Raw genomic sequence first — 18,418 nt, forward strand, 5'->3', positions numbered from 1 at the left:
TCTCGTCCTCACGGCTGTCGGGGCTCTCCCGGTGCTGCCGAGGCTAGGCCGGGCGATGGCGGCGGGCGGTGAGTCGCCGGTGACAGCCCTCTCACGACGCGAGCCGCGAGGCGCCCCGCGACGAGGCCGGACCGGCTACTCGAGGATGGCTCCTCGCGAGGCGGACTGGACGAGCTTCTGGTACTTGCCGAGGACGCCGGTGGTGTAGCGCGGCGCCACGGGGGTCCAGGAGGCGCGACGCTCCTCGAGCTCCTTGTCGTCGACGAGCAGGTCGAGCGTGCCGGAGCCGACGTCGAGCCGGATCCGGTCCCCGTCGGCGACCAGGCCGATCGGTCCGCCGTCGGAGGCCTCGGGGGCGACGTGACCGACGCACAGGCCCGTCGTGCCGCCGGAGAAGCGGCCGTCGGTCATGAGCAGGACGGTCTTGCCGAGGCCGGCGCCCTTGATCGCGCCGGTGATGGCGAGCATCTCGCGCATGCCGGGCCCGCCCTTGGGGCCCTCGTAGCGGATGACGACGACGTCGCCGTCGGTGATGGTGCCGTCCTCGAGCGCGTCGAGGGCGGCCCGCTCGCGCTCGAACACGCGGGCGGTCCCCTCGAACACGTCGGACTCGAAGCCCGCCGACTTCACGACCGCGCCCTCGGGCGCGAGCGAGCCGTGCAGGACCGAGATGCCGCCGCGGCGGGCGATGGGCTCGGACATCGCGTGGATGATCTTCCCGTCCGGGTCCGGCGGGTCGAGACGCTCGAGGTTCTCGGCCATGGTCGCCCCGGTGACGGTCATGCAGTCGCGGTTGAGCAGACCGGCCTCGTCGAGGGCCTTGAGGACGACCGGGACACCGCCGACCTTGTCGATGTCGTTCATGACGTAGCGGCCGAAGGGCTTGACGTCGCCGAGGTGGGGGACCTTCTCGCTCATGCGCTCGAAGTCGGCGAGGGTGAGGTCGACGTCGGCCTCGTGGGCGATGGCAAGGAGGTGGAGGACCGCGTTGGTGGAACCGCCGAAGGCCATGACGACGGCGATGGCGTTCTCGAAGGCCTCGCGGGTCATGATGTCGCGGGCCGTGATGCCCTGCCGGAGGAGCTCGATGACGGCCTCGCCGGCCTCGAAGGCGGCGGTGTCGCGACGGCGGTCGACGGCGGGCGGGGCAGCCGAGCCGGGCAGGGACATGCCCATGGCCTCGGCGACGGACGCCATCGTGTTGGCGGTGTAGAAGCCACCGCAGGCGCCCTCGCCCGGGCAGATGGCTTTCTCGATCGCGGTGACGTCCTCGCGGGACATGAGGCCGCGGGCGCAGGCACCGACGGCCTCGTATGCGTCGATGATCGTCACCTCCCGCTCCTCGCCGGAGGAGAGGCGCGCGTACCCGGGCATGATCGAGCCCGCGTAGACGTACACGCTGGCCAGGTCGAGGCGGGCGGCGGCCATGAGCATGCCCGGCTCGGACTTGTCGCAGCCGGCGAGCAGGACCGATCCGTCGAGGCGCTCGGCCATCATCACGGTCTCGACGGAGTCGGCGATGATGTCGCGCGAGACGAGGGAGTAGTGCATGCCCTCGTGGCCCATGGAGATCCCGTCCGAGACGGAGATCGTGCCGAACTCGAGCGGGTAGCCGCCGGCGGCGTGGACGCCCTCCTTGGACTTCTTCGCCAGGCGGTCGAGGGAGAGGTTGCAGGGGGTGATCTCGTTCCAGGAGCTGGCGACCCCGATCTGCGGCTTGGCGAAGTCGTCGTCGCCCAGCCCGACGGCGCGCAGCATACCGCGCGCGGCGGTCGCCCCGATGCCGTCGGTGACCTGTCGGGACCGTGGCTTCATGTCCGGTGCAGCGTCGGCGCTCATGGGACGAGTCTAGGTGAAAGCTGCGGGTGGCAACCGGCCGAGGCTCGGGAGAAGGATTGCCGCCCCGCAGGAGGGGCGCTCCGGAAAGCCGATACCGAACGACGCGCACCGGGTCCGAGGCGGTGTCGGGGCATGGGGAAGGGCCCCGGCACCAGTAGTGGTGTCGGGGCCCTCCCTGAATGGTGTGTACGGCGGTGTCCTACTCTCCCGCACGGTCGCCCGTGAAGTACCATCGGCGCTGAGGGGCTTAGCTTCCGGGTTCGGAATGGGACCGGGCGTTTCCCCCTCGCTATTGCCGCCGTAACCTGGCGGAACCAGCATTCAGTTATCCAACCCTTGACCCACCAGCCATCACCCGAGGATCTCGGGGCGGGCGGTGGTATCTGGGGTGGGTGGTTCCAGAACCGTACAGTGGACGCGCAAGTTGTTCAGACTTGTCAGTGCTCGCTTCTTGTGTGGCCTACCCCCAAACATGTGCGGGGGTTGGTGTATGAGAAGTTGTCGGCCAATTAGTACCGGTCAGCTTCACGACTTTCGCCGCTTCCACATCCGGCCTATCAACCCCATGGTCTATAGGGGGCCTTCCCACCCAAAGGTGGTGGAAACCTCATCTTGAAGCAGGCTTCCCGCTTAGATGCTTTCAGCGGTTATCCCTCCCGAACGTAGCCAACCAGCCATGCTCCTGGCGGAACAACTGGCACACCAGAGGTTCGTCCGTCCCGGTCCTCTCGTACTAGGGACAGCCCTTCTCAAGTTTCCTGCGCGCGCAGCGGATAGGGACCGAACTGTCTCACGACGTTCTAAACCCAGCTCGCGTACCGCTTTAATGGGCGAACAGCCCAACCCTTGGGACCTACTCCAGCCCCAGGATGCGACGAGCCGACATCGAGGTGCCAAACCATGCCGTCGATATGGACTCTTGGGCAAGATCAGCCTGTTATCCCCGGGGTACCTTTTATCCGTTGAGCGACGGCGCTTCCACAAGCCACCGCCGGGTCACTAGTTCCGACTTTCGTCCCTGCTCGACATGTCTGTCTCGCAGTCAAGCTCCCTTGTGCACTTGCACTCAACACCTGATTGCCAACCAGGCTGAGGGAACCTTTGAGCGCCTCCGTTACTCTTTAGGAGGCAACCGCCCCAGTTAAACTACCCACCAGGCAATGTCCCTGATCCGGATCACGGACCGAGGTTAGACGTTAGGAACGACCAGAGTGGTATTTCAACGACGACTCCACACACACTGGCGTGCATGCTTCACAGTCTCCCACCTATCCTACACAAGCCGTACCCAACACCAATACCAAGCTATAGTAAAGGTCCCGGGGTCTTTCCGTCCTGCTGCGCGTAACGAGCATCTTTACTCGTAATGCAATTTCGCCGAGTTCATGGTCGAGACAGCGGAGAAGTCGTTACGCCATTCGTGCAGGTCGGAACTTACCCGACAAGGAATTTCGCTACCTTAGGATGGTTATAGTTACCACCGCCGTTTACTGGGGCTTAAATTCTGAGCTTCACCCCACAAGGGGGTTGACCCGTCCTCTTAACCTTCCAGCACCGGGCAGGCGTCAGTCCGTATACATCGTCTTGCGACTTCGCACGGACCTGTGTTTTTAGTAAACAGTCGCTTCTCCCTGGTCTCTGCGGCCCGCCAGGCTCACACCCGCAAGAGGTGATCACCCATAGGGCCCCCCTTCTCCCGAAGTTACGGGGGCATTTTGCCGAGTTCCTTAACCATGATTATCTCGATCGCCTTAGTATTCTCTACCTGACCACCTGAGTCGGTTTAGGGTACGGGCGGCTAGTCCCTCGCGTCGAGGTTTTTCTTGGCAGCATAGGATCACCACTTTCCACCATACGGTGTCATCATCCGGCCTTGAGCTATATGAGATGCGGATTTGCCTGCACCTCGCCCTGCACCCTTGAACGATCCAAGCCATTAGGATCGCGCGGCTACCTTCCTGCGTCACCCCTGTTAATACGCTTACCTACTACCGGATCGGGTCCCACGCGCCCCACCACCAGACCCCGAAGGGCCACAGGCAGTGGTTTGGGTGGTTAGCATCACCGGCCTCGGTATGGGCGGTCCTTCGCCGGTCACGGGAGTATCAACCCGTTGTCCATCGACTACGCCTGTCGGCCTCGCCTTAGGTCCCGACTAACCCAGGGCGGATTAACCTGGCCCTGGAACCCTTGGTCATTCGGCGGACGGGGTTCTCACCCGTCATTCGCTACTCATGCCTGCATTCTCACTCGCGTAGGATCCACCACTGGGTCACCCCGCAGCTTCACCTCCCACGCGACGCTCCCCTACCCACCACGACCCCTGAACCCCAAAGGAGCTAGGGACATGTCATGGTGCCACGGCTTCGGCGGTGTGCTTGAGCCCCGCTACATTGTCGGCGCGGAATCACTTGACCAGTGAGCTATTACGCACTCTTTCAAGGATGGCTGCTTCTAAGCCAACCTCCTGGTTGTCACTGCAACTCCACATCCTTTCCCACTTAGCACACGCTTAGGGGCCTTAGCCGATGATCTGGGCTGTTTCCCTCTCGACTACGAAGCTTATCCCCCGCAGTCTCACTGCCACGCTCACACTTACCGGCATTCGGAGTTTGGCTGACGTCAGTAACCTTGTAGGGCCCATCGGCCATCCAGTAGCTCTACCTCCGGCAAGAAGCACGCGACGCTGCACCTAAATGCATTTCGGGGAGAACCAGCTATCACGAAGTTTGATTGGCCTTTCACCCCTACCCACAGGTCATCCCCTCAGTTTTCAACCTAAGTGGGTTCGGTCCTCCACACGCTCTTACACGTGCTTCAACCTGCCCATGGGTAGATCACTTCGCTTCGGGTCTAGAACGCGCGACTGGCCGCCCTGTTCGGACTCGCTTTCGCTACGGCTTCCCCACACGGGTTAACCTCGCCACACGCCACTAACTCGCAGGCTCATTCTTCAAAAGGCACGCCGTCACCCCAACCAAGGAGGCTCCGACGGATTGTAAGCATCCGGTTTCAGGTACTATTTCACTCCCCTCCCGGGGTACTTTTCACCTTTCCCTCACGGTACTAGTCCGCTATCGGTCACCAGGTAGTATTTAGGCTTAGCAAGTGGTCTTGCCAGATTCACACCGGATTTCACGGGCCCGGTGCTACTCGGGAACACATCCACACCACGACACGCACGGTACGCCTACAGGGGTCTCACCCTCTACGCCAGGCCTTCCCAGACCTTTCAGCTCCCACACGATGCCACAGCGCCCCTCCCGGCAGAGAGGAACGAACACGTCCCACAACCCCGCACGCACAACGCCTGCCGGCTCTCACGCACGCACGGTTTAGCCTGATCCGCTTTCGCTCGCCACTACTCACGGAATATCTCTTCCTGCGGGTACTGAGATGTTTCACTTCCCCGCGTTCCCTCACACGTCCTATACATTCAGACGCGCGTGACCGCCCATGACGGCGGCCGGGTTCCCCCATTCGGACATCCACGGATCACAGCTCGTTTGCCAGCTCCCCGCGGCTTATCGCAGGCTACGACGTCCTTCATCGGCTCCTGGTGCCAAGGCATCCACCGAATGCTCTTAAAAACTTCCCAACAACCCACCACACAAGGCGGCAGGCCACCAGGAAACAAAACACAACACAAAACTCAACAAAACATACAAAGATGCTCGCGTCCACTGTACAGTTCTCAAACAACCCACCCACACCCCCACCCACCACCACACGTACTGCGTGGCAGGGCCAGGAGCAGGGCCACCAAAGACACACACAACCCCAACCAGCAGGGGTGGATGGTCTCAGGACCCAACAGCGCGTGACAGCTCTCGACGTTCCACCCACGAACACGCCCCACGCCCCACAAACGGGGCCAGGCAAACCCGGTCGGGCCCACCCACCACCACACCCAACACCCCCGAACCACACGCCAATCAGGCGCACAGACAACGGGAAACCATCGGGTGTGATGCGCAGGTACTCTACGTGCTCCTTAGAAAGGAGGTGATCCAGCCGCACCTTCCGGTACGGCTACCTTGTTACGACTTCGTCCCAATCGCCAGTCCCACCTTCGACGGCTCCCCCCACAAGGGTTGGGCCACCGGCTTCGGGTGTTACCGACTTTCGTGACGTGACGGGCGGTGTGTACAAGGCCCGGGAACGTATTCACCGCAGCGTTGCTGATCTGCGATTACTAGCGACTCCGACTTCATGGGGTCGAGTTGCAGACCCCAATCCGAACTGAGACCGGCTTTCTGGGATTAGCTCCACCTCACGGTATCGCAGCCCTTTGTACCGGCCATTGTAGCATGCTTGAAGCCCAAGACATAAGGGGCATGATGATTTGACGTCATCCCCACCTTCCTCCGAGTTGACCCCGGCAGTCTCCCATGAGTCCCCACCATCACGTGCTGGCAACACAGGACAAGGGTTGCGCTCGTTGCGGGACTTAACCCAACATCTCACGACACGAGCTGACGACAACCATGCACCACCTGTATACCGACCTTACGGGGCACCCATCTCTGGATGTTTCCGGTATATGTCAAGCCTTGGTAAGGTTCTTCGCGTTGCATCGAATTAATCAGCATGCTCCGCCGCTTGTGCGGGCCCCCGTCAATTCCTTTGAGTTTTAGCCTTGCGACCGTACTCCCCAGGCGGGGCACTTAGTGCGTTAGCTACGGCGCGGAACCCGTGGAAACAGGCCCCACACCTAGTGCCCAACGTTTACGGCATGGACTACCAGGGTATCTAATCCTGTTCGCTACCCATGCTTTCGCTCCTCAGCGTCAGTGATGGCCCAGAGACCCGCCTTCGCCACCGGTGTTCCTCCTGATATCTGCGCATTTTACCGCTACACCAGGAATTCCAGTCTCCCCTACCACACTCTAGTCTGCCCGTACCCACTGCAGGCGCGGGGTTGAGCCCCGCGTTTTCACAGCAGACGCGACAAACCGCCTACGAGCTCTTTACGCCCAATAATTCCGGACAACGCTTGCGCCCTACGTATTACCGCGGCTGCTGGCACGTAGTTAGCCGGCGCTTCTTCTGCAGGTACCGTCACTTTCGCTTCTTCCCTGCTGAAAGAGGTTTACAACCCGAAGGCCGTCATCCCTCACGCGGCGTCGCTGCATCAGGCTTCCGCCCATTGTGCAATATTCCCCACTGCTGCCTCCCGTAGGAGTCTGGGCCGTGTCTCAGTCCCAGTGTGGCCGGTCACCCTCTCAGGCCGGCTACCCGTCGACGCCTTGGTAGGCCATTACCCCACCAACAAGCTGATAGGCCGCGAGCCCATCCCCCACCAATAAATCTTTCCACACCACCCCATGCGAGGCAATGTCATATCCGGTATTAGCCCCGATTTCCCGAGGTTATCCCGAAGTGGAGGGCAGGTTACTCACGTGTTACTCACCCGTTCGCCACTGATCCACCCAGCAAGCTGAGCTTCACCGTTCGACTTGCATGTGTTAAGCACGCCGCCAGCGTTCGTCCTGAGCCAGGATCAAACTCTCCGTAAAAAACACGCACACCCAACACCCCAACAACGGGGACGCCAGGCATGACCATCCATACGAAGACCAACCCCACCACCAACCGGCAGCAGAGCGATCCCAACAAAACCCCACCCCACCACCAACCGGCAGCCAGGCAGGACCAAAATAAACAAACAAAAACATGCAGAAACACCACACGAACCACCACCACAACGGCAACGGCCCACGCAATGCCCCCACACACATGGCATCAAAAACAATCACGCACTGTTGAGTTCTCAAACAACCCACCCACAACACCAGCCCACCACCACAAGCAGCAGACCCAGCATCAGGGCAACTTAACTATCTTATCCTTCTGTTTCTCGGCTGTCAAACCGCTCGATCCGAGCTGTTCTCCGGCCGTTCAACTTCCGGTCCCGGCGCGCACCGGCCAGGGCCGGTGTTTGTCGGTTGGCCTCCGGGTTCGGCCACCAGCTGGTGTCCGTCTGTCCCGTTCAGGCCTCGTAGAGATTAGGTCGCCGTCGGCTCGACGAGCAAGCCGGTGGCGAGTGCGCTCGGTCACAAGGTCGGTTTCGCCCGGGATCCCGCGGTTTCCTGGCTTCTTCCTACTCCCCGACGAGCCCGTCCACGGACTCCCGGAGGAGGTCGACGTGCCCCGCGTGCCGGCCGTACTCCTCGACCAGGTGGACGAGTACCCATCGCGCCGTCGCCGGCGGGTCCTCCCGGTCGACGTCACGGACGACGGTCGCCCCGAGAGGGTCGCCGGCCGCCGCGCCGTCGGACAGCAGCCGCCCGGTGACCGCGCGTGAGCGGGCCACGGCGCCCAGCCACCGGCCGCGCACGTCCTCCGGTTCGGCGCCCTCGCCCGTGCGCCAGTCATGGTCCGGGTCGGCCGCCCACTGCTCGTCGGTCCCGACGTTCTCGGTCCAGGTCCCGCCCAGGCAGTAGCTGATCCAGTAGTCCTCCACGAATGCCAGGTGCCCGAGCATGCCGCCCAGCGTCATCGTCGACGGTGGGCGGGTCTGCGCCATCTGGTCGGCCGTGAGGCCGCGTGTCTTCCACTCGACCGTCCCCCGCAGGAAGTCGAGGAACCCGAGCACGGTGCCGGCCTCGTCGAGACCGGTGCGTGCCTCGCTGCGACCGTGCTCGTCGACGCTGCCCTGCTCCCCCATGGTCCCAGCGTCGTACGGCAGATCATGGGTCCTCTGGTCGTCCGGCATCCCACGAGGGTAGTGACCGACCGCCCGGCCGCTGCGTCCGTGCACCGCTCCACCATCCGACGGCCCTCGGACGGACCCACCGACGGGCGTCCGCCGACGTTCTCGACAATCGGGACTTTCAGCCCACCCCACGCGCTTGCGGGCGGGCCATCATCTTCCTGTACCGATCGAGCAGCGACCCAGCCGCTGCCCCAACCACAAGGAGTCCGCCATGGCCACCACCACCGCCGGCACCCGGGCCGCCACGGTCTACCAGGAAGACATCGTCAAGAGCTCGTCGGCCCGCGTGTTCCTCGGGCTCTCCCGCATCGGCATCGGCCTCTACTTCCTGTGGGCCTTCGTCGACAAGACCTTCGGCCTCGGGTTCGCCACCCAGCCGGAGAACTCCTGGCTCAACGGCGGCACCCCCGCACAGGGGTACATCAACAACGTCGCCGTCAACGGGCCGCTCGGCGGCTTCTTCGAGCTCTTCGCCAACCCGTTCGGCGACGTGCTGTTCATGGCCGGCCTGCTCGGCATCGGCGTCGCGCTCGTCAGCGGCGCGGGCCTGAAGATCGCCGCCGTCACCGGTGCCCTGCTCCTGCTGTTCATGTACCTGGCCCAGCCGCCCTTCGCGGTCGACGCCGCCTCGAACCCCATCCTCGACAGCCACGTCCTCGAGGGCTTCCTCGTGGTCATCCCGGCCCTCACCCTCTCCGGTGACACGATCGGGATCGGCAAGTGGTGGGGCGGCATCGTCGGCAACAGCTGGCTCCGCTGAGCCGCACCCGCCACGCGCCCCCGACGCCGGCGCACGAGAAGGGCCCGTCCGTGAGGACGGGCCCTTCTCGTGCGCCGGGCTCAGATCGGGCGCCCAGGGGGTGGTACCCGTCCGATCACCCGGCGGTTCGCTCCCTGCCGCCGCAACGTCAGGGCAGCGGCGACGTTCAGGGGCCGATACGGCCGTGTCGGCCGCCCGGTCCCCGGCGCCCGCTCCGCCCGGGTCGGATCCCGGGTCAGATCACCTCGGCCCAGGGCTCACGGGTGGTGGAGCCCTCGATCACGGGCTTGTCCTTGCCGCTCGCGCCGGACGCGAGCTGGGCCGTGGCGTAGGCCTGCACCTGCGAGGAGACGGCCTCGGCCACGCGGGGGTCGAACACGCCGGGGATGATGAAGGAGGGGTTGAGCTCGTCCGCCCCCACCACGTCGGCGATGGCGACGGCGGCGACGCGCAGCATCTCGCCGTCGATGTGGCTCGCCCCCGCGTCGAGCAGGCCCCGGAAGAGACCGGGGAAGGCCAGGACGTTGTTGATCTGGTTGGGGTAGTCGCTGCGCCCGGTGGCGACGACGGCCGCAGTCCGGGCGGCCGCCTCGGGGTCCACCTCGGGGTCCGGGTTGGCCAGGGCGAAGACGATCGCCCCGTCGGCCATGGTCGCGATGTCGTCGCCGTCGAGGATGTCCGCCGAGGAGACGCCGATGAAGACGTCGGTGCCGGCGATGCCCTCCTTGAGCGAGCCGGTGAAGCCCGTGGGGTTGGTGTTCTCGGCGATCCACTGCCGCTGCGCGCTGGCCTCCTCCTTGCCCGCGTGCAGGGCGCCCTCGCGCCCGAACGCCACGATGTCGGTCGCGCCCTGCGCGGCGAGCAGCTGGATGATGGCGTGCCCCGCGGCGCCGACGCCGGAGATCGCGATCTTCACGTCCGAGAGCTTCTTGTCCACGATGCGCAGCGCGTTGATGAGCGCGGCGAGGACGACGACGGCGGTGCCGTGCTGGTCGTCGTGGAAGACCGGGATGTCCAGCTCCTCGCGCAGGCGGGCCTCGATCTCGAAGCACCGCGGCGCCGAGATGTCCTCGAGGTTGATGCCGCCGTAGGCCGGGGCGATCGCCTTGACGATGGAGATGATCTCCTCGGTGTCCTTCGTGTCCAGCGCGACCGGCCAGGCGTCGACGCCGGCGAACTCCTTGAACAGGGCCGCCTTGCCCTCCATCACCGGCAGGGAGGCCTCCGGGCCGATGTCGCCCAGGCCGAGGACTGCGGTGCCGTCGGTGACGACCGCGACCGTGTTGCGCTTGATGGTCAGCCGGCGGGCGTCGTCCTTGTTGGCGGCGATCGCCTTGCACACGCGGGCCACGCCCGGGGTGTAGGCGCGCGAGAGGTCACGACGGGTGCGCAGCGGGACCTTCGAGGTCACCTCGATCTTGCCGCCCAGGTGCAGCAGGAAGGTCGAGTCGGAGACCTTGGAGACCGTCGCGCCGTCGACCCCCTCGATGGCGGTGCGCACGCGCTCGAGGTGCTCACCGTCGATCGTGTCGGCGGTGATGTCGACCGTGATGCCCTCGGCCCCGGAGTGGACGACGTCGACTCCCATGACGGTGCCGCCGGCGTCCGCCACCGCGGTGACGACCTCGCCCGTCGCGCGCGGGGACGTGCCGACGAGGACACGCAGCGTCGTGGTGTAGGACGGACTGGGCACTGCCATAGGGACCTCCGTGGTTCGAGATGCTTATTTCGGATAGTGGTAAGTGTGCCCTATCTCAGGACTGCACGCGTTCGAGCACGAGCTCCTTGACCCGTCCGGCGTCGGCCTGACCCCGGGTCGCCTTCATCACCGCGCCGATGACGGCGCCGATCGGGCCGAGGTTGCCCGAGCGGATCTTCTCGGCGATGTCCGGCTGTGCGGCCAGGGTCTCGTCGATGACGGCGAGCAGCGGACCGTCGTCGGAGACCACCGCGAGCCCGCGGGCCGCGACGACCTCCTCGGGCGACCCCTCCCCGGCCAGCACGCCCTCGAGCGCCTGCCGGGCGAGCTTGTCGTTGATGCGCCCCTCGTCGACCAGGCCCTGGAGCTCGGCGACCTGCCGCGGGGTCACGGACAGCGCCTCGAGCTCGACGCCCTCGGCGTTGGCGGTGCGGGCCAGCTCGCCCATCCACCACTTGCGAGCAGCGCCGGCGGTGGCACCGGCCGCCACGGTGGCCTCGATGAGATCGAGCGCTCCCGCGTTGACGACGTCGCGCATCTCCGGCTCGGAGTAGCCCCACTCCCCCAGCAGCCGACGACGGCGCACCGCGGGCATCTCGGGCAGGCGGGCGCGCAGCTCCTCGACCCACTCCTTCGGCGGTGCGACGGGCACCAGGTCGGGCTCGGGGAAGTAGCGGTAGTCCTCGGCGTCGGACTTGACCCGGCCCGGGGAGGTCGTGCCCGTGTCCTCGTGCCAGTGCCGGGTCTCCTGGGTCACGCTGCCGCCGGCGGCCAGGATCGCCGCCTGCCGCTGGATCTCGTAGCGCACCGCCCGCTCGATCGAGCGGAAGGAGTTGACGTTCTTGGTCTCCGTGCGGGTGCCCAGCGCCGCCTCGGGCGACTCGCGCAGGGAGACGTTGACGTCGGCGCGCACGTTGCCGCGCTCCATGCGGGCCTCGGACACGCCCAGCGCGCGGAAGATGTCGCGCAGCGACTGCACGTAGGCGCGGGCCACCTCCGGGGCGCGCGCCCCGGTGCCAGTGACCGGGCGGGAGACGATCTCCACGAGCGGGACGCCGGCGCGGTTGTAGTCCACCAGGGAGTACTCGGCGCCGTGGATGCGTCCGGTCGACCCGCCCACGTGGGTGTTCTTGCCCGCGTCCTCCTCCATGTGGGCGCGCTCGATCGGCACGGTCACCTCGGTGCCGTCCTCGAGCTCGACGGCCAGGGCGCCGTCGAAGGCGATGGGCTCGTCGGACTGGGAGGTCTGGAAGTTCTTCGCCAGGTCCGGGTAGAAGTAGTTCTTCCGCGCGAAACGGCACGAATCGGCGATCTGGCAGCCCAGCGCCAGGCCGATGGTCACCGCGTGCTCGACCGCCTTGCCGTTGACCGCCGGCAGTGCGCCCGGCAGGCCCAGCGAGACCGGGGTGACGTGGGTGTTGGGCGCCCCGCCGAAGGCGTTGAGCGCGCCGTCGAACATCTTGGTGCGGGTGCCCAGCTCGACGTGGACCTCGAGGCCAATGACCGGATCGAACCGGCCGATCGCCTCGTCGAATGGCATGAGGGTGTCGCTCATCGCTGCGCCTCCGTCAGCTCCGGGGCCCGGTCGAGCAACGGCCCGCCCCACTTCTGGGTCAGTGCCCGCTCGAGCGCACCGCCCGCTCGGTAGAGCAGCTCGTCGCGGCGGGCGGGCGCGATGATCTGCAGCCCCACCGGCAGGCCGTCGTCGGACAGCCCCGAGGGCAGGGACAGGGCCGGGACGCCGGCGAGGTTGGCCGGGATGGTGGCGATGTCGTTGAGGTACATCGCCAGCGGGTCGTCGACCTTCTCCCCGATCGGGAAGGCGGTGGTCGGCGACGTCGGCGAGACGAGCACGTCGACCTGCTCGAAGGCCGCCGCGAAGTCGCGCTGCACCACGGTGCGCACCTGCTGGGCGGCGCGGTAGTAGGCGTCGTGGAAGCCGGCCGACAGGGCGTGCGTGCCGAGGATGATCCGCCGCTTGACCTCGTCGCCGAAGCCGGCTCCACGGGTCGAGGCCATCACGCGCTCGGCGGTGACCGGCCCCTCGGCGGGCTCGACGCGCAGGCCGAACCGCATGCCGTCGAAGCGGGCGAGGTTGGAGGACGCCTCCGCGGGCAGGATGAGGTAGTAGGCCTCGAGGGCGTAGGTGAACGACGGGCAGGAGACCTCGCGCAGCTCGGCCCCGCCGGCCTCCAGCAGCGCGAGCGCCTCGTCGAAGGAGGAGCGCACCCCGGCCTGGTAGCCCTCCCCGCCCAGCTCGGTGACCACACCGACGCGCAGCCCGGCGAGCTCGCCGTTGCGGGCGGCCTCGACGAGCCCGGTCACCGGGTCGGTCAGCGAGGTGGCGTCCAGCGGGTCGTGCCCGCCGATGGTCTCGTGCACGAGCGCGGCGTCGAGCACGGTGCGGGCCACGGGCCCGATCTGGTCCAGCGAGGAGGCCAGGGCGACCGCCCCGTAGCGGGACACCCCGCCGTAGGTGGGCTTGACGCCGACGCTGCCGGTGACGGCCGCGGGCTGGCGGATCGAGCCGCCGGTGTCCGAGCCGAGAGCGACCGGCGCCTGGAAGGAGGAGACCGCGGCCGCCGAGCCGCCGCCGGAGCCGCCCGGGATGCGGCTCAGGTCCCAGGGGTTGCGGGTGGGGCCGAAGGCCGAGTGCTCCGTGGAGGAGCCCATGGCGAACTCGTCGAGGTTCGTCTTGCCGAGGATCGGCAGGCCCGCGGCGCGCAGTCGGCTCACGACGGTCGCGTCGTAGGGCGGGACCCAGCCCTCGAGCATGCGCGAGCCGGCGGTGGTCACCTGCCCGTGGGTGACGATGTTGTCCTTGACGGCGATCGGCACGCCCGTCAGGGGTGCCAGCTCCTCACCGCCGACGCGTCGCTCGTCGGCGGCGCGGGCGGCGGCGAGCGCCTTCTCGGCGTCGACGTCGAGGTAGGCGTGGACGTCGCCGTCGACGGCGGTGGTGCGGTCCAGGTGCGCCCGGGTCAGCTCGACCGAGCTGACCTCTCCGGCGGCGAGCGCCTCGGCCTGCTCGGCGGCGCTCAGGCGGGTCAGCCGGCTCACGCGTCCTCCCCCAGGATCTGCGGGACGAGGAACTGGTCGTCCTCGGCGGCCGGCGCGGCCGCCAGCACCTCGGCCAGGTCCAGACCGTCGGTGGGCTCGTCGTCGCGGAAGACGTTGGTCAGCGGGATCGGGTGCGAGGTCGGCGGGACGTCGGGCGTCGCGATCTCGGAGACGCGCTCGACGGCGCGGGTGATCACCGCGAGCTCGCCGGCGAGGCGCTCGACCTCGTCCGGGGACAGCTCGATGCGGGCGAGCGCCGCGACGCGCGCGACCTCGGCGGAGTCGAAGGTGGGCATGGCGGGGAGTCTAGTTGTCGTGGCGTGGGCGCCGGGCACGGCGTCCGGCCGCGCCCCGGTCTCCTAGGCTGGGCCCATGCCCCGACGGACCGCCCGCACGCTCGTGCGCACCGGCGCCCGGATCGCCGCCGCCACCGCGGCCGCCCAGCTGACCGCGGCGGCCGCGATCATGACGGTCGACAACCTGCGCAAGCGCCGCGAGCCGCTGAGCGGGGAGTTTCCCGCCACTCCGCCGGTCGAGCTGGCCGTGCACGGTTCGCAGATGCAGGTCTTCACCTACGGCCAGGACCTCTACGAGGACATGCTCGAGGCGATCGACGGCGCCCGGGAGTCCGTCTACTTCGAGACCTTCATCTGGAAGCGCGACGCGACAGGCCTGCGCTTCAAGGAGGCGCTCGAGGCGGCCGCCCGGCGCGGCGTGGACGTCTACGTCGTCTTCGACTCCTGGGGCAACCTCAACCAGGGCCTGCAGTTCTACCGGTTCGCGGACCTGCCGCACCTGCACGTGCGGCGCTTCCCGCTCTTCCGCCCGGGTCTGCTCATCGGGAACCTGCGCCAGACCGGACGCGACCACCGCAAGCTGCTCGTCGTCGACGAGACCGTCGGTTACGTCGGCGGGTACAACATCGGTGACCTGTACGCCACGACGTGGCGCGACACCCACCTGCGCGTGCGCGGGCCGGCGGTGTGGGAGCTGGCCAACGCCTTCATCGACTTCTGGAACGACCACCGCACGAAGAACCTGCCCGAGCTGCCGGACCCTGGTGCGCGCGAGTGGCTCGCCCAGGTCGAGGCGCGCTCCAACACGCCCCACCGCATGCTCTTCCCCGTGCGCGGGATGTACCTCGACGCGCTGGACCGGGCCACGGAGTCGGTCGACATCACGATGGCCTACTTCATCCCCGACCGGGAGATCCTGCGGGCCCTGACGGCCGCCGCGCGCCGCGGGGTGCGCGTGCGGGTGATCATCCCGCACCGCACCAACCACGTCATCGCCGACTGGGTCTCGCGCCCGTACTACGACGACCTGCTCACCGCGGGCGTCGAGCTGTGGCTGTTCAAGGACGCGATGGTGCACGCCAAGACGATGACCGTGGACGGGCGCTGGACGACCATCGGCACGGCGAACATCGACCGGATGTCGCTGCAGGGCAACTTCGAGGTCAACCTCGAGGTGCACGACGACTCGCTCGCCGAGCACATGGAGCGGGTCTTCGCCACCGACCTGACAAACTCGATGCCGCTGACCCTCGAGGAGTGGCGGCGCCGCGAGTGGTGGCGCCACCCTCTCGAGCGGCTCCTGCGCCCCCTGGGGCCTTTGCTCTGACCCTCCCGGTCAGGACTCCTCGTCCGTGCCCGTGTCCGGATCCCCGTCCGGCTCCTCCTCGGGCGGTGGGACGACGGCGGCGAGTCCGCCGGCCAGCAGCGCGACGAAGCCGGCCTCGTCGGTGACGGGGACCCCCAGGTCACGGGCCTTGGTCTCCTTGGACCCGGCGTTCTCCCCGGCGACGACCACGTCGGTCTTCCTCGACACCGACCCCGAGGCCTTGCCGCCCCGGGCGAGGATCGCCTCCTTGGCCGAGTCGCGGGTGAAGCCCTCGAGCGAGCCGGTGACGACGACGGTGACCCCCTCCAGGGTGCGGGGCGTGGCGTCGTCGACCTCCTGGGCCGTGCGCACCCCGGCCGCCGTCCAGCGCTCGACGATCTCGCGGTGCCAGGCCGCGTCCTCGCCGTCCTGCCCGTCGGCGATCTCGCCGGTCGCGTCGTCGTCCTCGTCGTCCTCCGCGCCCTCGGCGACCGCGTCGGCGCCGTGGTACCAGGCGAGCACGGACCGCGCGATGGTCGGCCCGACGCCGTCGACCTCGGCCAGTCGCTCGAGCGGCGCGGCGAAGATCGCCTCGAGCGAGCCCATCTCCGTGGCGAGCGCCCGGGCCGCGGTGGGCCCGACGTGCCGGATCGACAGGGCCACGAGCACCCGCCACAGGTCCTTCTCCTTGGCCTCCTGCAGTCCCGCGAGCAGCTTCTCGGTGGTCTGCGTCGGGCGCGGCGGGGTCACCTCGTCGTCCTTGGTCTTGAAGGTGCGCACCGTCCGCTGGGTCCAGAACACGCGCCGGTAGGTCCAGTTCCCGGTGCGGACCTGGGCGCCCGAGGTGGAGCCGGTCTCCCGCGCGAGCTCGGGCCGGTAGGCGTGGACCTCGCGCAGGTCCTCGGCGGTGAGGTCGAACAGGCCCGCCTCGCTCGAGAGCACCGGGGTCTGCGGCGCGGGTGCGTCGGCGACGTCGGTGATCTCCCCGTCCTCGGTGATGAGCGCGTGGCCGGCCTCGATCGCGGCGAGCGCCGGCTCCCGGCCGCCGCTGGGGCCCTCGGGGGCGTGGGGGTCGCGGGTGGCGTCGGGGTTGGTCAGCGCCAGCGCGGTCTCGTAGCCGAGGGCCTCGACGTCGAAGGCGCCGCGGGAGCCGACGTGCTCGACCCGCTCGGTGAGCTGGGCCGGGCACGAGCGCGAGTTGGGGCACCGCAGGTCGACGTCGGCCTCCTTGGCGGGCGCCAGGGGCGTGCCGCAGCTGGGGCAGTCGGCGGGCATGACGAAGGTGGTCTCCGTGCCGTCGCGCAGGTCGACGACGGGGGCCACGACCTCGGGGATGACGTCGCCGGCCTTGCGCAGCACGACGGTGTCGCCGATGAGCACGCCCTTGCGGGCCACCTCCGACGCGTTGTGCAGGGTGGCCATGGAGACCGTCGAGCCGGCCACGAGCACGGGCTCCATCACCGCGTAGGGCGTGACCCGGCCGGTGCGGCCGACGTTGACCCGGATGTCGAGCAGGCGCGTGTTGACCTCCTCGGGCGGGAACTTGTAGGCCACCGCCCACCGCGGGACCCGGGAGGTGTGGCCGAGCCGGCGCTGCAGGGCCCGGTCGTCGACCTTGACGACGACGCCGTCGATCTCGTGGGTGCCCTCGTGCCGGGCGGCCCCCCGCTCGGCGATGTACCCCTCGACGGCGGTGCGCCCCGCGAGCAGGCGGGTGTGCTCGGAGACCGGCAGCCCCCAGGAGGCGAGGAGCTCGTAGAAGCCGTGCTGCGTCGTCGGGACCGAGAAGTCCGCCCCCTCGACGACGGCGCCCACGCCGTGGGCGAGGAAGTCCAGCGGGCGCGAGGCCGTAATGCGCGGGTCCTTCTGCCGCAGAGAGCCGGCCGCGGAGTTGCGGGGGTTGGCGAAGGGAGCCTTGCCCGCGGCGACGAGCTGCTCGTTGAGCTCGGCGAAGGCGGCCACGGGGAAGAACACCTCCCCGCGCACCTCCATGCTCTCGGGGTGCGGGCCGCCGTCGAGCACGTGCGGGACCGAGTCGAGCGTGCGGACGTTGAGGGTGACGTCCTCGCCGGTCACGCCGTCGCCGCGGGTGGCCGCGCGGGTGAGCCGGCCGGCCTCGTAGGTGAGGTTGACGGCGAGACCGTCGACCTTGACCTCGCAGGTCACCGGCACGTCGGGGGCCTCGTCGGCCTCGGTGCCGGTCGCGTCGGAGACCTCGGCACCGATCCGGGCGAACCACTCGGCGAGCTCCTCGAGGGAGAAGACGTCCTCGAGGGAGTACAGCCGCTCGGCGTGGTCGACGGCGGCGAAGTCGGTGGAGTAGGTGCCGCCGACGGACTGGGTGGGCGAGTCCGGGGTGCGCAGGTCGGGGCGGGACTCCTCGAGGTCCTCCAGCTCGCGGAACGCGGCGTCGTAGTCGGCGTCGGAGAGCGTGGGGCGCTCGCGCATGTAGTAGGCCCACCGGGCGGCCTCGACCTGCTCGACGAGCTCGGTCCAGCGCTGGCGCTCCTCGGCGGTGGCGGGTGCGGCGGCGACGGCGTCGTCCTCGGGCAGGTCGCCGCCCGCGGGCCCGCGGGGCTCCTCGGTCTCGCTCATGGCCCCATCCTTGCGCAGGGCGGGGACACGGGTGCGCGGCAGGCTGGGTCGGCGGGGCAGGGCGGCGTGCGGGACCTGACCGGTGGCGCCGCGGGGCGGACCCCGAGGACGATGTCGAGATCGATGTCGAGAACGCCGGTCCGGC

At 68.0% G+C, this 18,418-nt stretch carries 9 protein-coding genes and 3 rRNA genes; 2 read left to right on the plus strand and 10 right to left on the minus strand.

What is annotated here, in order from left to right:
- Nucleotides 1–135 precede the first annotated feature (135 nt).
- The 5 genes from ilvD to AC3D3D_RS04490 all read right to left on the minus strand — a co-directional run bounded on the left by ilvD (nucleotide 136) and on the right by AC3D3D_RS04490 (nucleotide 8,509).
- Nucleotides 136–1,839, minus strand: a complete 1,704-nt coding sequence (ilvD, locus tag AC3D3D_RS04470; protein ID WP_463660737.1) for a dihydroxy-acid dehydratase — start codon at nucleotides 1,837–1,839, stop codon at nucleotides 136–138.
- A 186-nt stretch (nucleotides 1,840–2,025) separates the two neighbouring features.
- Nucleotides 2,026–2,142: ribosomal RNA gene (gene rrf, locus AC3D3D_RS04475) — 5S ribosomal RNA — on the minus strand.
- A 186-nt stretch (nucleotides 2,143–2,328) separates the two neighbouring features.
- Nucleotides 2,329–5,437: ribosomal RNA gene (locus AC3D3D_RS04480) — 23S ribosomal RNA — on the minus strand.
- A 400-nt stretch (nucleotides 5,438–5,837) separates the two neighbouring features.
- Nucleotides 5,838–7,358 (minus strand): 16S ribosomal RNA (locus tag AC3D3D_RS04485).
- The 16S, 23S and 5S rRNA genes sit together here, the layout of an rRNA operon.
- Nucleotides 7,359–7,942: 584 nt before the next feature.
- Nucleotides 7,943–8,509, minus strand: coding sequence for a DinB family protein (locus AC3D3D_RS04490; protein ID WP_463661350.1), 567 nt, complete (start codon nucleotides 8,507–8,509; stop codon nucleotides 7,943–7,945).
- Between the two features lie 259 nt (nucleotides 8,510–8,768).
- Here AC3D3D_RS04490 and AC3D3D_RS04495 point away from each other — a divergent pair, with 259 nt between their 5' ends.
- On the plus strand, nucleotides 8,769–9,317 hold the full coding sequence (locus AC3D3D_RS04495) for a DoxX family protein (RefSeq protein WP_463661349.1): 549 nt from the start codon (nucleotides 8,769–8,771) through the stop codon (nucleotides 9,315–9,317).
- A 235-nt stretch (nucleotides 9,318–9,552) separates the two neighbouring features.
- Here the strand turns inward: AC3D3D_RS04495 and AC3D3D_RS04500 are convergent, their stop codons facing one another.
- Genes AC3D3D_RS04500 through gatC form a run of 4 tightly spaced genes read right to left on the minus strand, consistent with a single transcriptional unit; the run spans nucleotide 9,553 to nucleotide 14,372 of the window.
- Entirely contained in the window at nucleotides 9,553–11,016 is a 1,464-nt protein-coding gene (locus tag AC3D3D_RS04500) for an NAD-dependent malic enzyme (RefSeq protein ID WP_463661348.1), read from the minus strand.
- Between the two features lie 55 nt (nucleotides 11,017–11,071).
- Nucleotides 11,072–12,571 carry an Asp-tRNA(Asn)/Glu-tRNA(Gln) amidotransferase subunit GatB gene (gene gatB / locus AC3D3D_RS04505; protein ID WP_463661347.1) on the minus strand — a complete coding sequence of 500 codons (1,500 nt, stop codon included), beginning with the start codon at nucleotides 12,569–12,571 and terminating at the stop codon, nucleotides 11,072–11,074.
- Nucleotides 12,568–14,076, minus strand: coding sequence for an Asp-tRNA(Asn)/Glu-tRNA(Gln) amidotransferase subunit GatA (gene gatA, locus AC3D3D_RS04510; protein ID WP_463661346.1), 1,509 nt, complete (start codon nucleotides 14,074–14,076; stop codon nucleotides 12,568–12,570). Before gatA ends, gatB begins: the two co-directional genes overlap by 4 nt.
- A complete protein-coding gene (gene gatC, locus AC3D3D_RS04515) occupies nucleotides 14,073–14,372 on the minus strand; it encodes an Asp-tRNA(Asn)/Glu-tRNA(Gln) amidotransferase subunit GatC (RefSeq protein ID WP_463661345.1) in 300 nt (99 codons plus the stop codon). Before gatC ends, gatA begins: the two co-directional genes overlap by 4 nt.
- Before the next feature lie 76 nt (nucleotides 14,373–14,448).
- Between gatC and AC3D3D_RS04520 the strand changes: the two genes are divergently transcribed.
- On the plus strand, nucleotides 14,449–15,699 hold the full coding sequence (locus AC3D3D_RS04520; RefSeq protein ID WP_463661344.1) for a phospholipase D-like domain-containing protein: 1,251 nt from the start codon (nucleotides 14,449–14,451) through the stop codon (nucleotides 15,697–15,699).
- Nucleotides 15,700–15,708: 9 nt separating this feature from the next.
- Here the strand turns inward: AC3D3D_RS04520 and ligA are convergent, their stop codons facing one another.
- Entirely contained in the window at nucleotides 15,709–18,273 is a 2,565-nt protein-coding gene (gene ligA, locus AC3D3D_RS04525) for an NAD-dependent DNA ligase LigA (RefSeq protein ID WP_463661343.1), read from the minus strand.
- Nucleotides 18,274–18,418 lie beyond the last annotated feature (145 nt).

The organism is Georgenia sp. X1117 (genome assembly GCF_057784635.1).

Coding starts and splice junctions, on each gene's coding strand:
- ligA (WP_463661343.1), bottom strand. CDS start 18,273: ATGAGCGAGACCGAGGAGCCCCGCGGGCCCGCGGGCGGCGACCTGCCC.
- AC3D3D_RS04495 (WP_463661349.1), top strand. CDS start 8,769: ATGGCCACCACCACCGCCGGCACCCGGGCCGCCACGGTCTACCAGGAA.
- gatB (WP_463661347.1), bottom strand. CDS start 12,571: ATGAGCGACACCCTCATGCCATTCGACGAGGCGATCGGCCGGTTCGAT.
- AC3D3D_RS04490 (WP_463661350.1), bottom strand. CDS start 8,509: ATGGGGGAGCAGGGCAGCGTCGACGAGCACGGTCGCAGCGAGGCACGC.
- AC3D3D_RS04520 (WP_463661344.1), top strand. CDS start 14,449: ATGCCCCGACGGACCGCCCGCACGCTCGTGCGCACCGGCGCCCGGATC.
- AC3D3D_RS04500 (WP_463661348.1), bottom strand. CDS start 11,016: ATGGCAGTGCCCAGTCCGTCCTACACCACGACGCTGCGTGTCCTCGTC.
- ilvD (WP_463660737.1), bottom strand. CDS start 1,839: ATGAGCGCCGACGCTGCACCGGACATGAAGCCACGGTCCCGACAGGTC.
- gatC (WP_463661345.1), bottom strand. CDS start 14,372: ATGCCCACCTTCGACTCCGCCGAGGTCGCGCGCGTCGCGGCGCTCGCC.